The following is a 13,370-nucleotide window of genomic DNA, read 5'->3' on the forward strand; positions in this document are numbered from 1 at the left end:
CAATCCCCCTTCACACTTCCCTCCAACCTCAGGAAATTACCGCTGCCCACCCATTGACTACGCCCGCGAACCCCGTCTAGCTTCCGAGGAGCCCGATTGAAACCTTTCACGACGTGTGGGTCCTTACGGCCTCCCGCCGGTTCGGTCCACCGCTCAGGAGCCCCTCATGAACAAGTCCGCCAAGGGCCCGGACTCGGCCCCGGAGCCGGCCCCGGTGCTGGCGCTGAAGGCGGTGCGCAAATCCTTCGGCGCCGTACGGGCCCTGCAAGACGTGTCGCTCGAACTCTTCCCCGGTGAGGCGCACGCACTCGCCGGGGAGAACGGCGCGGGGAAGTCCACCCTCATCAAGACGCTCGCCGGGGTGCACCGCCCTGACAACGGTGTCGTACTGCTCGACGGGAAGCCCGTCGTCTTCAACGGCCCCGCCGCCGCCCGCGATGCCGGTATCGCCGTCATCTACCAGGAGCCGACGCTCTTCCCCGATCTGTCGATCGCGGAGAACATCTTCATGGGCCGCCAGCCCCGGCGTTCCCTCGGCCGGATCGACCGCAGAGCCGTGCACGACACGACCGCCGGACTGATGCGCAGGCTCGGCGTCGATCTGGACCCCGGCCGGCCGGCCCGCGGGCTGTCCATCGCCGACCAGCAGATCGTCGAGATCGCCAAGGCGCTCTCCTTCGAGGCCCGCGTCCTGATCATGGACGAGCCGACCGCCGCGCTCACCGGCAGCGAGACCGCCCGGCTGTTCTCGGTCGTACGGGCGCTGCGCGCCGAGGGTGCGGCCGTGCTGTTCATCTCGCACCGGCTGGACGAGATCTTCGAGCTGTGCCAGCGCGTCACCACCCTCAGGGACGGCCGGTGGATCTCCACGGAGCCGCTGGACGGGCTCACCCAGGACGGGCTCGTACGGCTCATGGTCGGCCGCGACCTCGACGACCTCTACCCGAAGCAGGACGCCGCCGTAGGGGAAGTCGCCCTCTCCGTGCGGCGCCTGACCCGGGAGGGCGTCTTCCACGACGTGTCGTTCGAGGTGCGCCGGGGCGAGATCGTCGCACTGGCCGGGCTCGTCGGGGCCGGCCGTACCGAGGTGGCGCAGGCCGTCTTCGGCGTCGACCGCGCCGACGCGGGCGAGGTACGGGTGAACGGCACGGTGCTTCGCGCCGGTTCGCCCACCGCCGCGATGGCCGCCGGGCTCGCCCTCGTCCCCGAGGACCGCCGGCAGCGCGGGCTCGTCATGGAGATGTCGATCGAGCGCAACATCGGCCTCACCGGACTCGGCAGGGTCCGCCGCCGCGGGCTGGTCAGCCGGGCCCTGGAGCACGACCGGGCCGCCGACTGGGCGCTGCGCCTCCAGCTCAAGTACAACCGGCTGGCCGACTCCGCCGGAGTCCTGTCCGGCGGCAACCAGCAGAAGGTCGTGCTGGCCAAGTGGCTGGCGACCGAACCCAGCGTACTCATCGTCGACGAGCCGACCCGAGGCATCGACGTCGGCACCAAGGCCGAGGTCCACCGGCTGCTGTCCGCACTGGCCGCCGAGGGGCTCGCGGTGCTGATGATCTCCTCCGACCTGCCCGAGGTGATCGGCATGGCCGACCGGGTGCTCGTCATGCACGAGGGCCGGCTCGCCGCCGAACTCCCGCGCGCGGACGCCACAGAGGAGACCGTCATGGCGGCGGCGACCGGACTCGGCGAAAGGACAGCGGCATGACCACCACCGTCGCAAGCCCGCCGGACAGCGGTCCCGAGGCGCCGGCCCGCAGCGCGGCCTCGCTCGTGGACACCGTCTTCCGGGCCCGCGAGATCTCCATCGCCGGGGCACTGATCCTGCTCATCCTCGGCACCTACCTGGCCAACCCGCGCTTCCTGTCCGACCAGGGCATCAAGGACCTGCTGCTCAACTCCTCGATCCTGGTGCTGCTCGCGGTCGGCCAGTCGGCCGTCGTGATCACCCGCAACATCGACCTCTCGGTCGGCTCCGTCGTCGGGCTCTCCGCCTTCGCCTGCGGCAAGTTCGTCGCCGGTACCGATCACGGGGTGCTCACCGTGATGCTGCTGGGCATCGCCATCGGGGTGGTCTGCGGGCTGGTCTCCGGCGCGCTCGTCAGCTTCGGCAAGGTGCCCGCGCTCGTCGTGACGCTCGGCATGCTCTACATCATCCAGGGCGTCGACTACTGGTGGGCCAAGGGCGACCAGATCGGCGCCGCGGAGGTCCCCGACCAGATCCTCGGCCTCGGCAGCGGATCCCTGCTGGGCGTGCCGTACCTGCCGCTGATCACCGTGGTGCTGCTCGCGGCGACGGCGTACTTCCTGCGCAGTTACCGCTCGGGGCGCGAGCTGTACGCGATCGGGTCGAGCCCGGAGGCCGCGGTGCTCGCCGGGGTGCCGATCCGGCGCCGGATCCTGGCCGCGTACGCCTTCTCCGGGGCCGTCGCCGGTTTCGCCGGGACGCTGTGGCTGGCCAGGTTCGGCACGGTCGTCGCGGACAACGCGCACGGCTGGGAGCTGACCGTCGTGAGCGCCGTCGTCGTCGGCGGCGTCGCCATCACCGGCGGCACGGGCACGGTCTGGGGCGCCGCGCTCGGCGCCCTGCTGCTCACCACCATCGGCAGCGTGCTGGTGGTCCTGAAGGTCGACTCGTTCTGGCAGGGCGCCATCACCGGCGCGCTGCTGCTCCTGGCCATCAGCATCGACCGAATCGTGAACCTGCGGATGACCACCGCACTGAGGAAGAGGAGCGCCCGGCATGGCAATGGCGCCTGAGACCGAGAAGGCGGTGCCCGCCGCCCCGAAGGGGTCCGCCAGGACGAAGGGTTCGCTGCGCGGCCTGGCGCTGCGCTGGGACAGTGCGGTCGGGGCGCTGCTGGTGGCGGTCGTCGTCGCCGGACTCGCCACCACGGACGGCTTCGGCTCCGGCGAGAACCTCGCGTTCGCGTTCAACGACATCGTGGAAGTCGCCCTCATCGCGCTGCCGATGACCCTGCTGGTGGTCGCCGGGCAGGTCGACCTGTCGGTCGCCTCGATGCTGGGCCTGGGCAGCGCGCTGACCGGCGCGCTGTGGAACGCGGGGTGGGCGTTCGAGACGATCGTGCCGGTGGTGCTGCTCGTGGGCGTCGCCGGAGGGCTGCTCAACGGCTGGCTGGTCACCAAGGTCGGGCTGCCGTCGCTGGCCGTCACGATCGGCACGCTCGCGCTCTACCGGGGACTGGCCTCCGTGGCGCTCGGCAGCGACGCGGTGACGGACTTCCCGCAGACGTACGCGGACTGGGCCGTCGACACCACCACGGTGCCCGGCACCTTCCTCACGTACCCCGTCCTGCTGTTCATCGTGCTCGCCGTTGTCACCGCGATCGTGCTGCACGCGACCGGCCTGGGGCGTTCGCTGTTCGCGATCGGGGCGCAGGAGGAGGCCGCGTACTTCGCGGGCATCCGGGTCAAGCGGATCAAGCTGCTGCTCTTCGTCGTCACCGGGCTGTTCTCCGCCTTCGCCGGGATCGTCTTCACCCTCCGCTACGGAAGTGCCCGCGCCGACAACGGGCTCGGCTTCGAGATGCTCGTCATCGCCTCCGTGCTGCTCGGCGGCATCGACTTCGACGGCGGAAAGGGCACGCTGTTCGGCGCGGTCGCCGGGGTGCTGCTCATCGGTGTCCTGAAGAACCTGCTGACCCTCAACGACATCGCCAACGAGGTGCAGGTCATCGTGACCGGTCTGCTGCTCGTGGCCTCCGTCCTCACCCCACGCGTCATCGCGGCCGTGGTCGAACGAAGGCACCGGCGCGCCGCCGGCGCCCGCCCGTAACCCTTCCCGTCCCGCACTCCTCGAAAGGCACCCCGCCGCCATGATGCTCCGCACCGCCGCCGGTCGTCGCGCCGTCGCCACCGCCACCGGCGCGCTCTCGCTCGCCCTCGCCCTCAGCGCCTGTTCCGGCACCACGAAGGACAGTTCCGACAAGGAGTCCACGAAGACCGGGGCCACGGCGAAGGCCGATCCCGGCGCCGCGCTGAAGAAGGGGCTGAAGCTCGCCTTCCTGCCCAAGCAGATCAACAACCCGTACGAGAAGATCGTCGACGACGCGGGGATCGAGGCGGCCAAGGAGTACGGCGGCACGGGCAAGGAGGTCGGCCCGTCCGACGCCAGCGCCTCCTCGCAGGTCAGCTACATCAACACGCTGATCCAGCAGCGCCAGGACGCGATCCTGGTCGCCGCCAACGACCCGAACGCGGTGTGCGGCCCGCTGAAGCAGGCCATGAAGAAGAACATCAAGGTCGTGGCGTACGACTCCGACACCGCGAAGGAGTGCCGCCAGCTCTTCATCAACCAGGCCAGCTCCGAGGAGATCGGCCGCAGCCTGGTGCAGCACCTCGGTGAGCAGATCGGCTACAAGGGCAAGATCGCGATCCTCTCGGCCACCCAGAACGCGACCAACCAGAACACCTGGATCGAGTTCATGAAGGACGAGCTGAAACTGCCCAAGTACAAGGACATGAAGCTGGTGAAGGTGGCGTACGGGGACGACGCGGACCAGAAGTCGTTCCAGCAGACCCAGGGCCTGATGCAGGCCTACCCCGACCTGAAGGGCATCATCTCGCCCACCACGGTCGGCATCGCGGCCGCCGCCCGCTACCTGAGCGACTCCTCGTACAAGGGCAAGGTCGTGCTGAACGGCCTGGGCACGCCGAACCAGATGCGCAAGTACGTCAAAGACGACACCGTCGAGCAGTTCTCGCTGTGGAACCCGGAGGAGCTCGGGTACCTCGGTTCGTACGCGGCGGCGGCGCTGGCGTCCGGTCAGATCACCGGCGCGGAGGGCGAGAAGTTCAAGGCGGGCAAGCTCGGTGAGTACACGGTCGGCAAGGACGGCGAGGTCATCCTCGGCAAGCCGACCGTCTTCGACAAGAAGAACATCGACAAGTTCGACTTCTGAGCGTCGGCTCAACCGGCACGGGGAGGCCTTCTCATGCAGCGTGTCTGCTTTCTGCTGAACGTACGCGAGGACCGCGTCGAGGAGTACCGCGCACGCCATGCCGCGGTCTGGCCGGACATGCTCGCCGCGCTGTCAGAGGCGGGCTGGCACAACTACTCGCTCTTCCTGCGCGAGGACGGGCTGCTCGTCGGCTATCTGGAGACGGAGGACTTCGACGCGGCGCGCGAGGCCATGGCCGCCACCGGGGTGAACGAGCGGTGGCAGCGGGACATGGCGGACTTCTTCGTACAGCCGGAGTCGGCGGACGACGCGATGGTGCCGCTCGTCGAGGTCTTCCACCTGGCGTGAGACACCGCGGCGGGCCCGGATTCCCCCAGGGGATCCGGGCCCGCCGGCTGTCCGGACAAGCCCGGTCACCGATGTCCGTACCATCACCCTTCGGAATTTTGTTCACCCATGACGGAACTCGGCATAGGATCCGGGCGAATCGATTCCGGGAACGCCGCCACGGGGCGGTACGCATCACCGGGCCCAAGGGCCCGAAGGGGGAACCGTGGCACGCGGAGACAAGCCGGTACGGCTGGGACGAGCGACCTGGTGGTGCCGCGTCACCGGCACCGCGGCCCTGGTGACGGGGACCGTCATGGCACTGAACCTGCTCTTCCCGGCCCCGGACGACCCGCTGCTGGGCGACAGTTCGGTCGTCTACGCGGTCCTGACCGCCCTGCTGACCGTCCTGTGGTGGGCCGGCGCGGCGCTTGCCCCGCCCCTGACCGCCCCGTCGCCGCCGCACGGCACCGGCTTCGTCCCGGTCCCCGCGCGGCTGCCCCGCCGCCGGGCGACCCGGGCGACGCTCATGCCCTCGCTGTTCATGGCCGTGCTCCCACTCGTCGTGGTGCGCACGATCGGCGCCCACGCCGGGCCGCTGAAGCCGGTGATGCCGCTGCTGATCGCCGTCGCCGCGCTGATCTCGCTGTTCCTGCTGCGCGGTTGGCTGAGCGGCCTCCTCGGCGGCTCAGCCCACTCCGGCCCGGCCGAGCTGCGCCGGGACGCCGCCGCCGGGGAAGTCGCGGCCCGCCGGGTGCGGGTGGGGCCGGCCGTGTGGGTCGGTGAGGGCGACGGACGCTGGAGTGCGTCGCGCCGGCTGATGGTGGTGGCGGAGGACCGGCAGATCGCGCTGCGGACCGCGCAGGAGGAGAGCGCGCACTTCCCGTGGCTGGACCTGGAGTCGGCCGCTGTGCTGGAGGGCCGGGAGGGCTGGCTGTGCTGGGCGGCGGCCGGTGGCTCCTGGGGCGATCCGGTGGAGCAGATGGGCGCCGCGCTGGTCACCGATGACGGCTACGTGGTCTGGGGGTCCACCGACCGCCACGTCGCGGAAGCGGCGTATGCGCCGGAGCACTCCCACCCCACGGCACCCCGAAGCGTGCGCCGTGCTCCGCGCGCCTCCCTCTACCGCCCCGACGTGCACGGATACGCGCTGGCCATGGCCGCGGCGACCCTCCTCGCCCTGGTCCTGGCCGAACGCGGCGTGGGGCCGGACGTGTTGTCCTGGTGCCTGGCCCTGGTCGGCGCCTTCACCGGCGTCCGCGGGGTGTACGGCTACACCCGGCGGCTCGCCGACCGGCCGGGTCCGGGCTGGGCTCCCCGGAGCCGGCCCCTCTCGCGAAGGGCCTAAGAGCTGTAGACGCTAGTTCGCCGCGAAGATCAGCAGGACGAAGGCGGCGAGCGAGAGCGCCGTCCGGATCTGGTGGAGGGTGTTCCAGCGGGTCTCGAAGGCGGTACGGGCCGCGCTGTCACCGCCGTCCGGGGCCCCGCTCCTGCCGCCGCTCTCCCCGCCGTCCCCGGCCGGTACCGCCGGGGACGGGGCGGGGACCGGCACGGCCGTCGGTTCCGAAACCGGGCCGGATACCGATTCCGCCTCGGCGAGCGCCTTGTTGAGCGGGATGTTGCCCGCGATCGTCACCACGTGGGAGACCACGGAGCAGCCCAGCGCCGCGGCCACCAGCGGCCATTCCCAGTCGTGGGTACCGGCGACGAGCACGACGGCGGGAAAGACGATCACGCCGAGGAAGACGATCAGGAACCCGGGTCCGGGGACCTTCTCGTTGAAGCGGCGCATCGCGGCCGTGAACCCGTCGTCCGGCAGGACCGCGAGGCCGGGCATGACGACGACCAGGAACGTCAGCAGGAATCCCGCGTACAGGCCGGTCGTGGTCACGGCGAGGGCGAGGAACAAGGAGGCCATGGCTCATCATGGCGCAGCGACCCCGGCCGCACAGCTGGAATTCGCATGCCCGTGCGACCGGGCTGCTCCGCCGGGTCCGGCCCCGATGCGGCTACGTCGAAAGGGAGTTCAGCGGAGCCCCGGGGTTCAGGACACGATGTCCTTACGGCTGAACCCGCGGAAGGCGAGCGCGAACAGGACCAGGGCGTACGCCACCGAGACCGAGGCGCCCTTCACCATGCCGCCCCACTCCAGCTCGGGCTGGAGCGCGTCCGCCCAGGCGAACTGCCAGTGCGCGGGCAGGAAGTCGCGCCAGGAGCCGAGCGCGGTGACGGCGTCCAGCACATTGCCGACGATGGTCAGCCCGACCGCGCCGCCGACCGCGCCCAGCGGGGCGTCCGTCCTGGTCGACAGCCAGAACGCCAGCCCGGCGGTGACGAGTTGGGAGACGAAGATGAACGCGACGACGAGCGCGAGCCGGGGCACGGTGTCCCCGGTCGCGAGCGCGCCCCCGGTGGGCAGTTCGAGCGGCCCCCAGCCGTACGCGGCGGCTCCGGCGGCCAGCGCGACGAGCGGCAGCAGCACCATCGCGGCCAGGCTGAAGCCGAGCGCCACGACGAGCTTGCTCCACAGCAGCCTGGCCCGGGGCACGGGCGCCGCCAGCAGATAGCGCAGCGAGGACCAACTGGCTTCCGAGGCAACGGTGTCGCCGCAGAACAGCGCGACCGGGACCACGAGCAGGAAGCCGGCCGAGACGAACAGGCAGGTCGCGGCGAAGTTCGCGGCGGACTGGGTCGCGGTGTCCATCAGGGTGAGCCGGCTGCCGCCGCCGGGCCCGCCGTCCGGGGTGCCGCCGATCGCGAACGCGATGATCAGGATGAACGGCAGGGCGGCCAGCACTCCGCCCATCAGCAGGGTGCGCCGCCTGCGCAGCTGCCGGGCGGCCTCCACCCGCAGCGGGAGGGTGTGCCGGGCGCGGTATCCGGGCGCTTCCGGTGCTTCGGTGACTTCGGCTGCGGTACTCATGCGGAGCCTCCGGAGATCAGGGTGAGGAACGCGTCCTCCAGGCGGCGGTGCGGGCCGACACCGGTCAACGGGACGTCGAGGCGGACCAGTTCCGCGATCAGCTGCGAGGACGTCGCCCCGTCGAGCCGGACCAGGAGCCCGTGTCCGTCGTCCGTGCGGACGGCGGAGCCGAGGCCCGGGAGGGCGGCGATCTTCTCCACCAGGGGTTCGGTGAGCCGGTCCGCCGTGCTGACGAGCAGCATGTCGCCGGAGCCGGTGATCTCGGCGACCGGGCCCGCCTGGACGAGCCGGCCCCGGTCCATGACCACCAGGTGGGTGCAGGACTGTTCGACCTCGGACAGCAGGTGGCTGGAGACGATGACGGTCCGGCCGCCGGCCGCGTACCGGATCATCACGTCCCGCATCTCGCGGATCTGGGGCGGGTCGAGCCCGTTGGTCGGCTCGTCCAGGATGAGGAGGTCCGGCATGCCCAGCATGGCCTGGGCGATGGCGAGCCGCTGCCGCATGCCCTGCGAGTACGTGCGGACCGCGCGGGCCAGTGCGTCACCGAGCCCGGCGATCTCCAGGGCCTCTTCGATGCGGGAGTCGGCGGCGGGGCGTCCGGTGGCCTGCCAGTACAGCTCCAGGTTGGCGCGCCCGGACAGGTGCGGCAGGAATCCGGCCCCCTCCACGAAGGCCCCGACCCGGGACAGGACGGGAGCCCCGGGCCTGATGGCCCGCCCGAAGACCCGGATCTCTCCGTCGTCGGGGGTGATGAGCCCCATCAGCATGCGCAGCGTGGTGGTCTTGCCCGCGCCGTTGGGGCCGAGGAGCCCGAGCACCTGGCCCTTCTCGACGCGGAAGGACAGCTCGCGGACGGCGTACCGGTCGGCGGACCTGGCGTACTTCTTCGACAGGCCGGTGATCTGGAGCGGTACGTCGGTGAGCGCGGGGTCCGGGGCGGGGGTGCTGGTCCGGCGCCGCGTGGTGAGCAGCAGGGCGGCGGCGATCAGTACGGCGGCGGCCGGGAGCGCCCAGGTCCACCGGGGCAGCCCGGCGGCGGCGGTCGTGAGGCCGGGCACGGTGGGGATGGTGAGCGGGCTGTCGAGGGAGACGGTGTACGTGGTCGGCGTGGCCGGGGAGGCGTAGCCGAGGTCGGTGGCGGCCAGTACGAGCCGCAGCCGGTGTCCGGAGTCGAATTCGTGGTCGACGGCGGGCAGGTTCAGCGTGAGGGGCTTGCCCTGCTGGTCCGGGGTGATCCGGTAGGGGGTGACGAGCTGGGAGGGCAGCGACTGCTGCTTGCCGTCCGGCGATACGTCATACACCTTGCCGAACAGCACCGCGTCGCCCTTGCCCGCCTTCACGTTCACGCGGACGGTCGGTGAGCCGGTGACGCGGCGCGCGGTCTTCAGCGGGGCGGATTCGAAGCGGGCGTTCTGTCCGGGGAAGTCGACGGAGAGCCCCCCGCCGAAGTTGGACAGCTGGGCGAGGCCGCCGCCGAGGCCGGGAACGGCGGAGATGGCGGGCGGGGAGGCTCCGGCCGGGTTGTTGAACGTCTGGGTCCCGCCGTGCAGTTCGACGGGTTCGCCGCCGTTGTGCAGCCCGGGGTAGCTGTCGCCGCTCGCGCCCCGGGTGAGGGCGGCGCCGTCGGTGGAGTCGATGCCCCCGGTCCGGGTGACGCGGAACGCCGGTCCGGTGTCGGTGCCCTTGTCGTCCTTGAGGTAGCGGTCGAACCAGCTGGTGACCCGTTGCCGTACCCGGTGGGACTCCTTGTCGCCGCCGTCGTGGCCGCCGGCCACCCAGTCGACGGAGACGGGCGCGCCGTTCGCCTTGATGGCCTTCGCCATGGCGTCGGCCTCGCCGAGCGGGAAGAGCGAGTCGGCCTGTCCCTGCATGATCAGCGCGGGCACCTTGATGCGGTCGGCCACGGCGCTCGGTGACCGCTCGGTGAGCAGCGCGCGGGCGGCGGCGTCCGGCTTCCCGCTGACGGCGACCCGCTGGTACATCTCGCAGAGCTGCTTGTCGAGGTTGTCGCAGCCGCCGCCGGTGGTCAGGAAGATCCCGGCCCAGAGCTTCTTGAAGACCCCGTCGGGGAACAGCGCGTCCGCGAGGTTCCAGTACGTCATCTCCGGGGCGATGGCATCGACCCGCCGGTCGTACCCGGCGGCCATCAGCGAGATCGCCCCGCCGTAGGAGGCGCCCGTGACCCCGACCCTGGGGTCGCCGGAGGCGTCGAGCCGTACCTCTGGCTGTTGGGCCAGCCAGTCGATCAGCCGGGAGACGTCCTTCACCTCCGCGTCGGGTGCGTTGAGGGAGGTCTTCCCGCCGGACTTGCCGAAGCCCCGGGCGGACCAGGTCAGCACGGCGTATCCGTCGCGGGCCAGCTGCTGCGCCTGGGACCGGGAGTTGTCCTTGGTGCGGCCGTAGCCGTGGCCGATGAGCACGGCGGGCCTGCGCTCCGAGCCCCCGGTGGTGAAGTACGAGGTGTCGAGGGACACCCCGTCGACGCTCATCATCCGGTCCTGGCGGTGCACGGCGGGCGCGCTGTCGTCGGCCACGGCGGTCCAGGTGCCCGCACCGGCCAGCACGACGAGTGCGGCGATGCCGGCCGCCCACCGGCCTCTGGCACGGGGCAGCAGGCGTCGCCACCGGGACGTACGGGCGTGAGGGATCTCCATGCGTCGAGCCTATGCGGGCCGCGACCGCGTCCGGGCAGCCACCAGGGGGAGGCGCCCGGCCTCCTCAGGGCGTACGGCGCTCCCCCGGCGTACTGCGCTCGCGGTACGGGCGGCGAACGCGCCCGCCCCCGGTCAGACCCGGCCCCGGTCCGTGAGCGCCTCTGCGGTGGCGCTCGCGAAGGCCTCCGGGTTGTCGAGCATGATGTTGTGTCCGCAGTCCGGGATCGCGACCACGGACACCCCGGCGGCGGTGAGCGCGTCGGCGCCCGGGAGCGGGTCGCCGGCCGGCAGCAGGAAGGTACGGGGAATCGTCAGCCCCACCAGGAGCTCACGCATCGTGGGGACCGTGCCCCGGGCGAGGTGGACCGCGCTGCGGTACAGGGCCTCGCGGCCGGCCAGCCGCATCGTGGACCACCAGTGGGCGCCGGCCCGGTCGCGGATCTCCTCCCATCCGCCCGCCAGGAACTCCTGCTCGGAGTAGGAGGCGATGTCACCGCTGCCTCCGGAGAGACGGGTGGGCGGGGTCGGGTCGAGATTGGCGTCGACCAGGACCAGCCGGGAGACCAGCCGCGGGTGCCGGACGGCCAGGACGATGGCCACGGAGCCGCCCATGCTGTGCGCGATCAGCTCCGCGCCGGTGACACCCGCGTCGGTCAGGGCCCCGGCCAGCGCGTCGGCATGTGATTCCAGCGTGTAGTCGAAGCCGGTCGGCCGGTCGCTGATGCCGTGGCCCAGCAGGTCGATCAGCAGGGAACGGCGGCCGGCCAGCAGCGGATGGACGGCTGTCTCCGTGAAGTAGGCGGGGGAACTGGCACCCAGCCCGTGCACATAGACGCGGACCGGTTCCCGCCCCGGCAGCTCGACCCAGCGAATCCGGTCACCTTCGGGCGTCACAACGGCGTTGCGCACTGTCTGCCCCCGTTCACATCGAGATCAGTGGATGGTCTGGATCGGAGCGGCCACCGTAGCCGGGGGCACTCGCCCGGCAGCGGTGTACGGCGTCTCCGCCGGCAGCAGCCGGGCCGCCTCGTCGTCCCGGCCCGCCCGCACCAGCGCATGGATCTCACGGGCCAGCGGGGTCACATCGCGGACGGACACCGCCCACTCGTCCGCGTATCGCCGCGCCGCCTCACCCGAGAGACCGAGCTGGAGGGAGCGGTACGGGAGCCGGTTCAGGTGCAGATCGCGCTCCGGGTCCCACTGGACGCGTGCCGGTGCGCGGCGCAGGGTGCGCTGCCAGCTCGCGCGATCGGGGTGCACGCCCCGTTCGTAGTGGGAGAGTTCGGCGTTCGCGAGCGCCCAGTCGAAGCCCTCGCGGGTGATCTCGAGCGCGAGTACCGTCTCCTGACCCTCCTTCAAGGCCCAGCCGCAGCGGTACATCATCCACAGGAAGCTGGGCTTTATCCACGTCATGCGGTCCCGTTTCCAGGCCGGCGGGAAGCGGCCGTCGCGGGCGGCGGGGAGGCCGAGGGACGGGGCGTACGCCTGGTAGACGGTGAGGGTGGTCTTGGTGTGGAGCGCGCGTATCTCGTGCTGCTGCGGGGTCGGTTCGGCCGGTCGGGTCATCCGGACATCCCAACACGGTGGCGCGAGCGGGGCGAACGGATTTTCCGGTGACCGGAGGCGTCGCCGGACCGCCCTCCCGCGACCGTGTCATCCACGGACACTGACATTCGTCATACGGAGGTCAGTACTCCCGGCTCTGCCGCGTACCCGGTCCCGGACGCCAGTCTGTACGTATCGGAGCGGAGGCCGCGAGGGCGCCGCCGATACGGGAGGAACCCCCATGAGCAGCCCGGCCGTCATCGTCGCCGCACCCGCTGCCGACGTCCGCTCCGGCGCTGTCGCGTTCTCGCCGCGCAAGGCGATGCTGGAGAGCCTGGCGCCGCTGCTCGTGGATGTGGCGGTGCCGCTCGTCTCGTACTACGTGCTGAAGGCGGCGGGCCTGGGCACGTTCGGGGCGCTGGCCTGGAGCAGTGTGGTGCCGGCGGTGCGGACGGTGTGGGGGGTGGCGCGGGAGCGGCGGCTCAACGCCCTCGCGGCGCTGATGGTGGCGGTCAACGCGGTCGGGCTGCTGCTGAGCCTGGTGGCGGGTGACCCCCGGCTGATGCTGCTCAAGGACAGCGGGGTGAGCAGCACGATCGGTCTGGTGGTCCTGGTGTCCGCGCTGCGGGGGCGGCCGATGATGTCGGCCGGGCTGCGGCCGTGGCTGACCCGGGGCGAGGCGGCCAAGTCCGCTGCCTGGGAGCGGCTTTCCACCGGCTCGGACGACGCGTTCCGGCGGGCGGAGGCGCGGTTCTCCGTGGTGTGGGGTGTGGCGCTGCTGGGCGAGTGCGCGGTGCGGGCCGTGGGGGCGTACACCGTGCCGGTCGAGACGATGGTGTGGGGCGGCCAGGTGGTCCTGATCGCCGCGATGCTGGTCGCGTTCGTCGTCTCGGGGCGGACGGCGGTCGTTCCGATGGAGCGACTGATCGAAGAGGCCGAGGAGGCCGGGAAGGCGGTCGGCGCGGGGCGCTGAGGGCCGCTCAGGAACCACCGCAG

Annotated in this window: 12 protein-coding genes; 7 read left to right on the forward strand and 5 right to left on the reverse strand. The window is 71.7% G+C overall.

The window, feature by feature from the left end:
• Window positions 1-166 precede the first annotated feature (166 nt).
• The 6 genes from ACZ601_RS08280 (at window position 167) to ACZ601_RS08305 (ending at window position 6,597) form a co-directional block, all read left to right on the forward strand.
• Window positions 167-1,708: a sugar ABC transporter ATP-binding protein gene (locus tag ACZ601_RS08280; RefSeq protein ID WP_469534557.1), complete on the forward strand. Its 1,542-nt coding sequence runs from the start codon at window positions 167-169 to the stop codon at window positions 1,706-1,708.
• The gene (locus tag ACZ601_RS08285) at window positions 1,705-2,760 is read left to right on the forward strand and encodes an ABC transporter permease (protein ID WP_469534562.1); all 1,056 of its coding nucleotides are present in this window, start codon (window positions 1,705-1,707) and stop codon (window positions 2,758-2,760) included. The genes ACZ601_RS08280 and ACZ601_RS08285 overlap by 4 nt, the downstream gene beginning before the upstream one ends.
• Window positions 2,744-3,796 (forward strand): ABC transporter permease, encoded by a 1,053-nt coding sequence (locus tag ACZ601_RS08290; protein WP_440574232.1) that lies wholly within the window; start codon window positions 2,744-2,746, stop codon window positions 3,794-3,796. The genes ACZ601_RS08285 and ACZ601_RS08290 overlap by 17 nt, the downstream gene beginning before the upstream one ends.
• Before the next feature lie 40 nt (window positions 3,797-3,836).
• The gene (rhaS, locus tag ACZ601_RS08295; RefSeq protein WP_469534564.1) at window positions 3,837-4,922 is read left to right on the forward strand and encodes a rhamnose ABC transporter substrate-binding protein; all 1,086 of its coding nucleotides are present in this window, start codon (window positions 3,837-3,839) and stop codon (window positions 4,920-4,922) included.
• Between the two features lie 33 nt (window positions 4,923-4,955).
• A complete protein-coding gene (locus ACZ601_RS08300; RefSeq protein WP_469534567.1) occupies window positions 4,956-5,270 on the forward strand; it encodes an L-rhamnose mutarotase in 315 nt (104 codons plus the stop codon).
• Window positions 5,271-5,475: 205 nt separating this feature from the next.
• Window positions 5,476-6,597, forward strand: coding sequence for a hypothetical protein (locus tag ACZ601_RS08305; protein WP_469534569.1), 1,122 nt, complete (start codon window positions 5,476-5,478; stop codon window positions 6,595-6,597).
• Window positions 6,598-6,609: 12 nt separating this feature from the next.
• Here ACZ601_RS08305 and ACZ601_RS08310 read toward each other — a convergent pair whose 3' ends face one another.
• From ACZ601_RS08310 to ACZ601_RS08330, 5 genes are all read right to left on the reverse strand, one after another.
• Window positions 6,610-7,167 (reverse strand): anthrone oxygenase family protein, encoded by a 558-nt coding sequence (locus ACZ601_RS08310; protein ID WP_469534572.1) that lies wholly within the window; start codon window positions 7,165-7,167, stop codon window positions 6,610-6,612.
• A gap of 126 nt (window positions 7,168-7,293) precedes the next feature.
• Window positions 7,294-8,172, reverse strand: a complete 879-nt coding sequence (locus ACZ601_RS08315) for an ABC transporter permease (RefSeq protein ID WP_469534574.1) — start codon at window positions 8,170-8,172, stop codon at window positions 7,294-7,296.
• A complete protein-coding gene (locus ACZ601_RS08320) occupies window positions 8,169-10,829 on the reverse strand; it encodes an alpha/beta fold hydrolase (RefSeq protein ID WP_469534576.1) in 2,661 nt (886 codons plus the stop codon). The genes ACZ601_RS08315 and ACZ601_RS08320 overlap by 4 nt, the downstream gene beginning before the upstream one ends.
• A 132-nt stretch (window positions 10,830-10,961) precedes the next feature.
• Window positions 10,962-11,738 carry an alpha/beta fold hydrolase gene (locus ACZ601_RS08325; protein ID WP_469534577.1) on the reverse strand — a complete coding sequence of 259 codons (777 nt, stop codon included), beginning with the start codon at window positions 11,736-11,738 and terminating at the stop codon, window positions 10,962-10,964.
• Between the two features lie 24 nt (window positions 11,739-11,762).
• The gene (locus ACZ601_RS08330) at window positions 11,763-12,395 is read right to left on the reverse strand and encodes a DUF4291 domain-containing protein (protein ID WP_469534580.1); all 633 of its coding nucleotides are present in this window, start codon (window positions 12,393-12,395) and stop codon (window positions 11,763-11,765) included.
• Window positions 12,396-12,615: 220 nt separating this feature from the next.
• Here ACZ601_RS08330 and ACZ601_RS08335 point away from each other — a divergent pair, with 220 nt between their 5' ends.
• Complete coding sequence (locus ACZ601_RS08335; protein WP_469534582.1) at window positions 12,616-13,347, forward strand: VC0807 family protein; 732 nt, start codon at window positions 12,616-12,618, stop codon at window positions 13,345-13,347.
• The last annotated feature ends 23 nt before the right edge of the window (window positions 13,348-13,370 follow it).

The sequence above is a fragment of the Streptomyces sp. NPDC104307 genome (genome assembly GCF_055584045.1).

Coding starts and splice junctions, on each gene's coding strand:
- ACZ601_RS08285 (WP_469534562.1), top strand. CDS start 1,705: ATGACCACCACCGTCGCAAGCCCGCCGGACAGCGGTCCCGAGGCGCCG.
- ACZ601_RS08280 (WP_469534557.1), top strand. CDS start 167: ATGAACAAGTCCGCCAAGGGCCCGGACTCGGCCCCGGAGCCGGCCCCG.
- ACZ601_RS08335 (WP_469534582.1), top strand. CDS start 12,616: ATGAGCAGCCCGGCCGTCATCGTCGCCGCACCCGCTGCCGACGTCCGC.
- rhaS (WP_469534564.1), top strand. CDS start 3,837: ATGATGCTCCGCACCGCCGCCGGTCGTCGCGCCGTCGCCACCGCCACC.
- ACZ601_RS08320 (WP_469534576.1), bottom strand. CDS start 10,829: ATGGAGATCCCTCACGCCCGTACGTCCCGGTGGCGACGCCTGCTGCCC.
- ACZ601_RS08315 (WP_469534574.1), bottom strand. CDS start 8,172: ATGAGTACCGCAGCCGAAGTCACCGAAGCACCGGAAGCGCCCGGATAC.
- ACZ601_RS08290 (WP_440574232.1), top strand. CDS start 2,744: ATGGCAATGGCGCCTGAGACCGAGAAGGCGGTGCCCGCCGCCCCGAAG.
- ACZ601_RS08330 (WP_469534580.1), bottom strand. CDS start 12,395: ATGACCCGACCGGCCGAACCGACCCCGCAGCAGCACGAGATACGCGCG.
- ACZ601_RS08300 (WP_469534567.1), top strand. CDS start 4,956: ATGCAGCGTGTCTGCTTTCTGCTGAACGTACGCGAGGACCGCGTCGAG.
- ACZ601_RS08310 (WP_469534572.1), bottom strand. CDS start 7,167: ATGGCCTCCTTGTTCCTCGCCCTCGCCGTGACCACGACCGGCCTGTAC.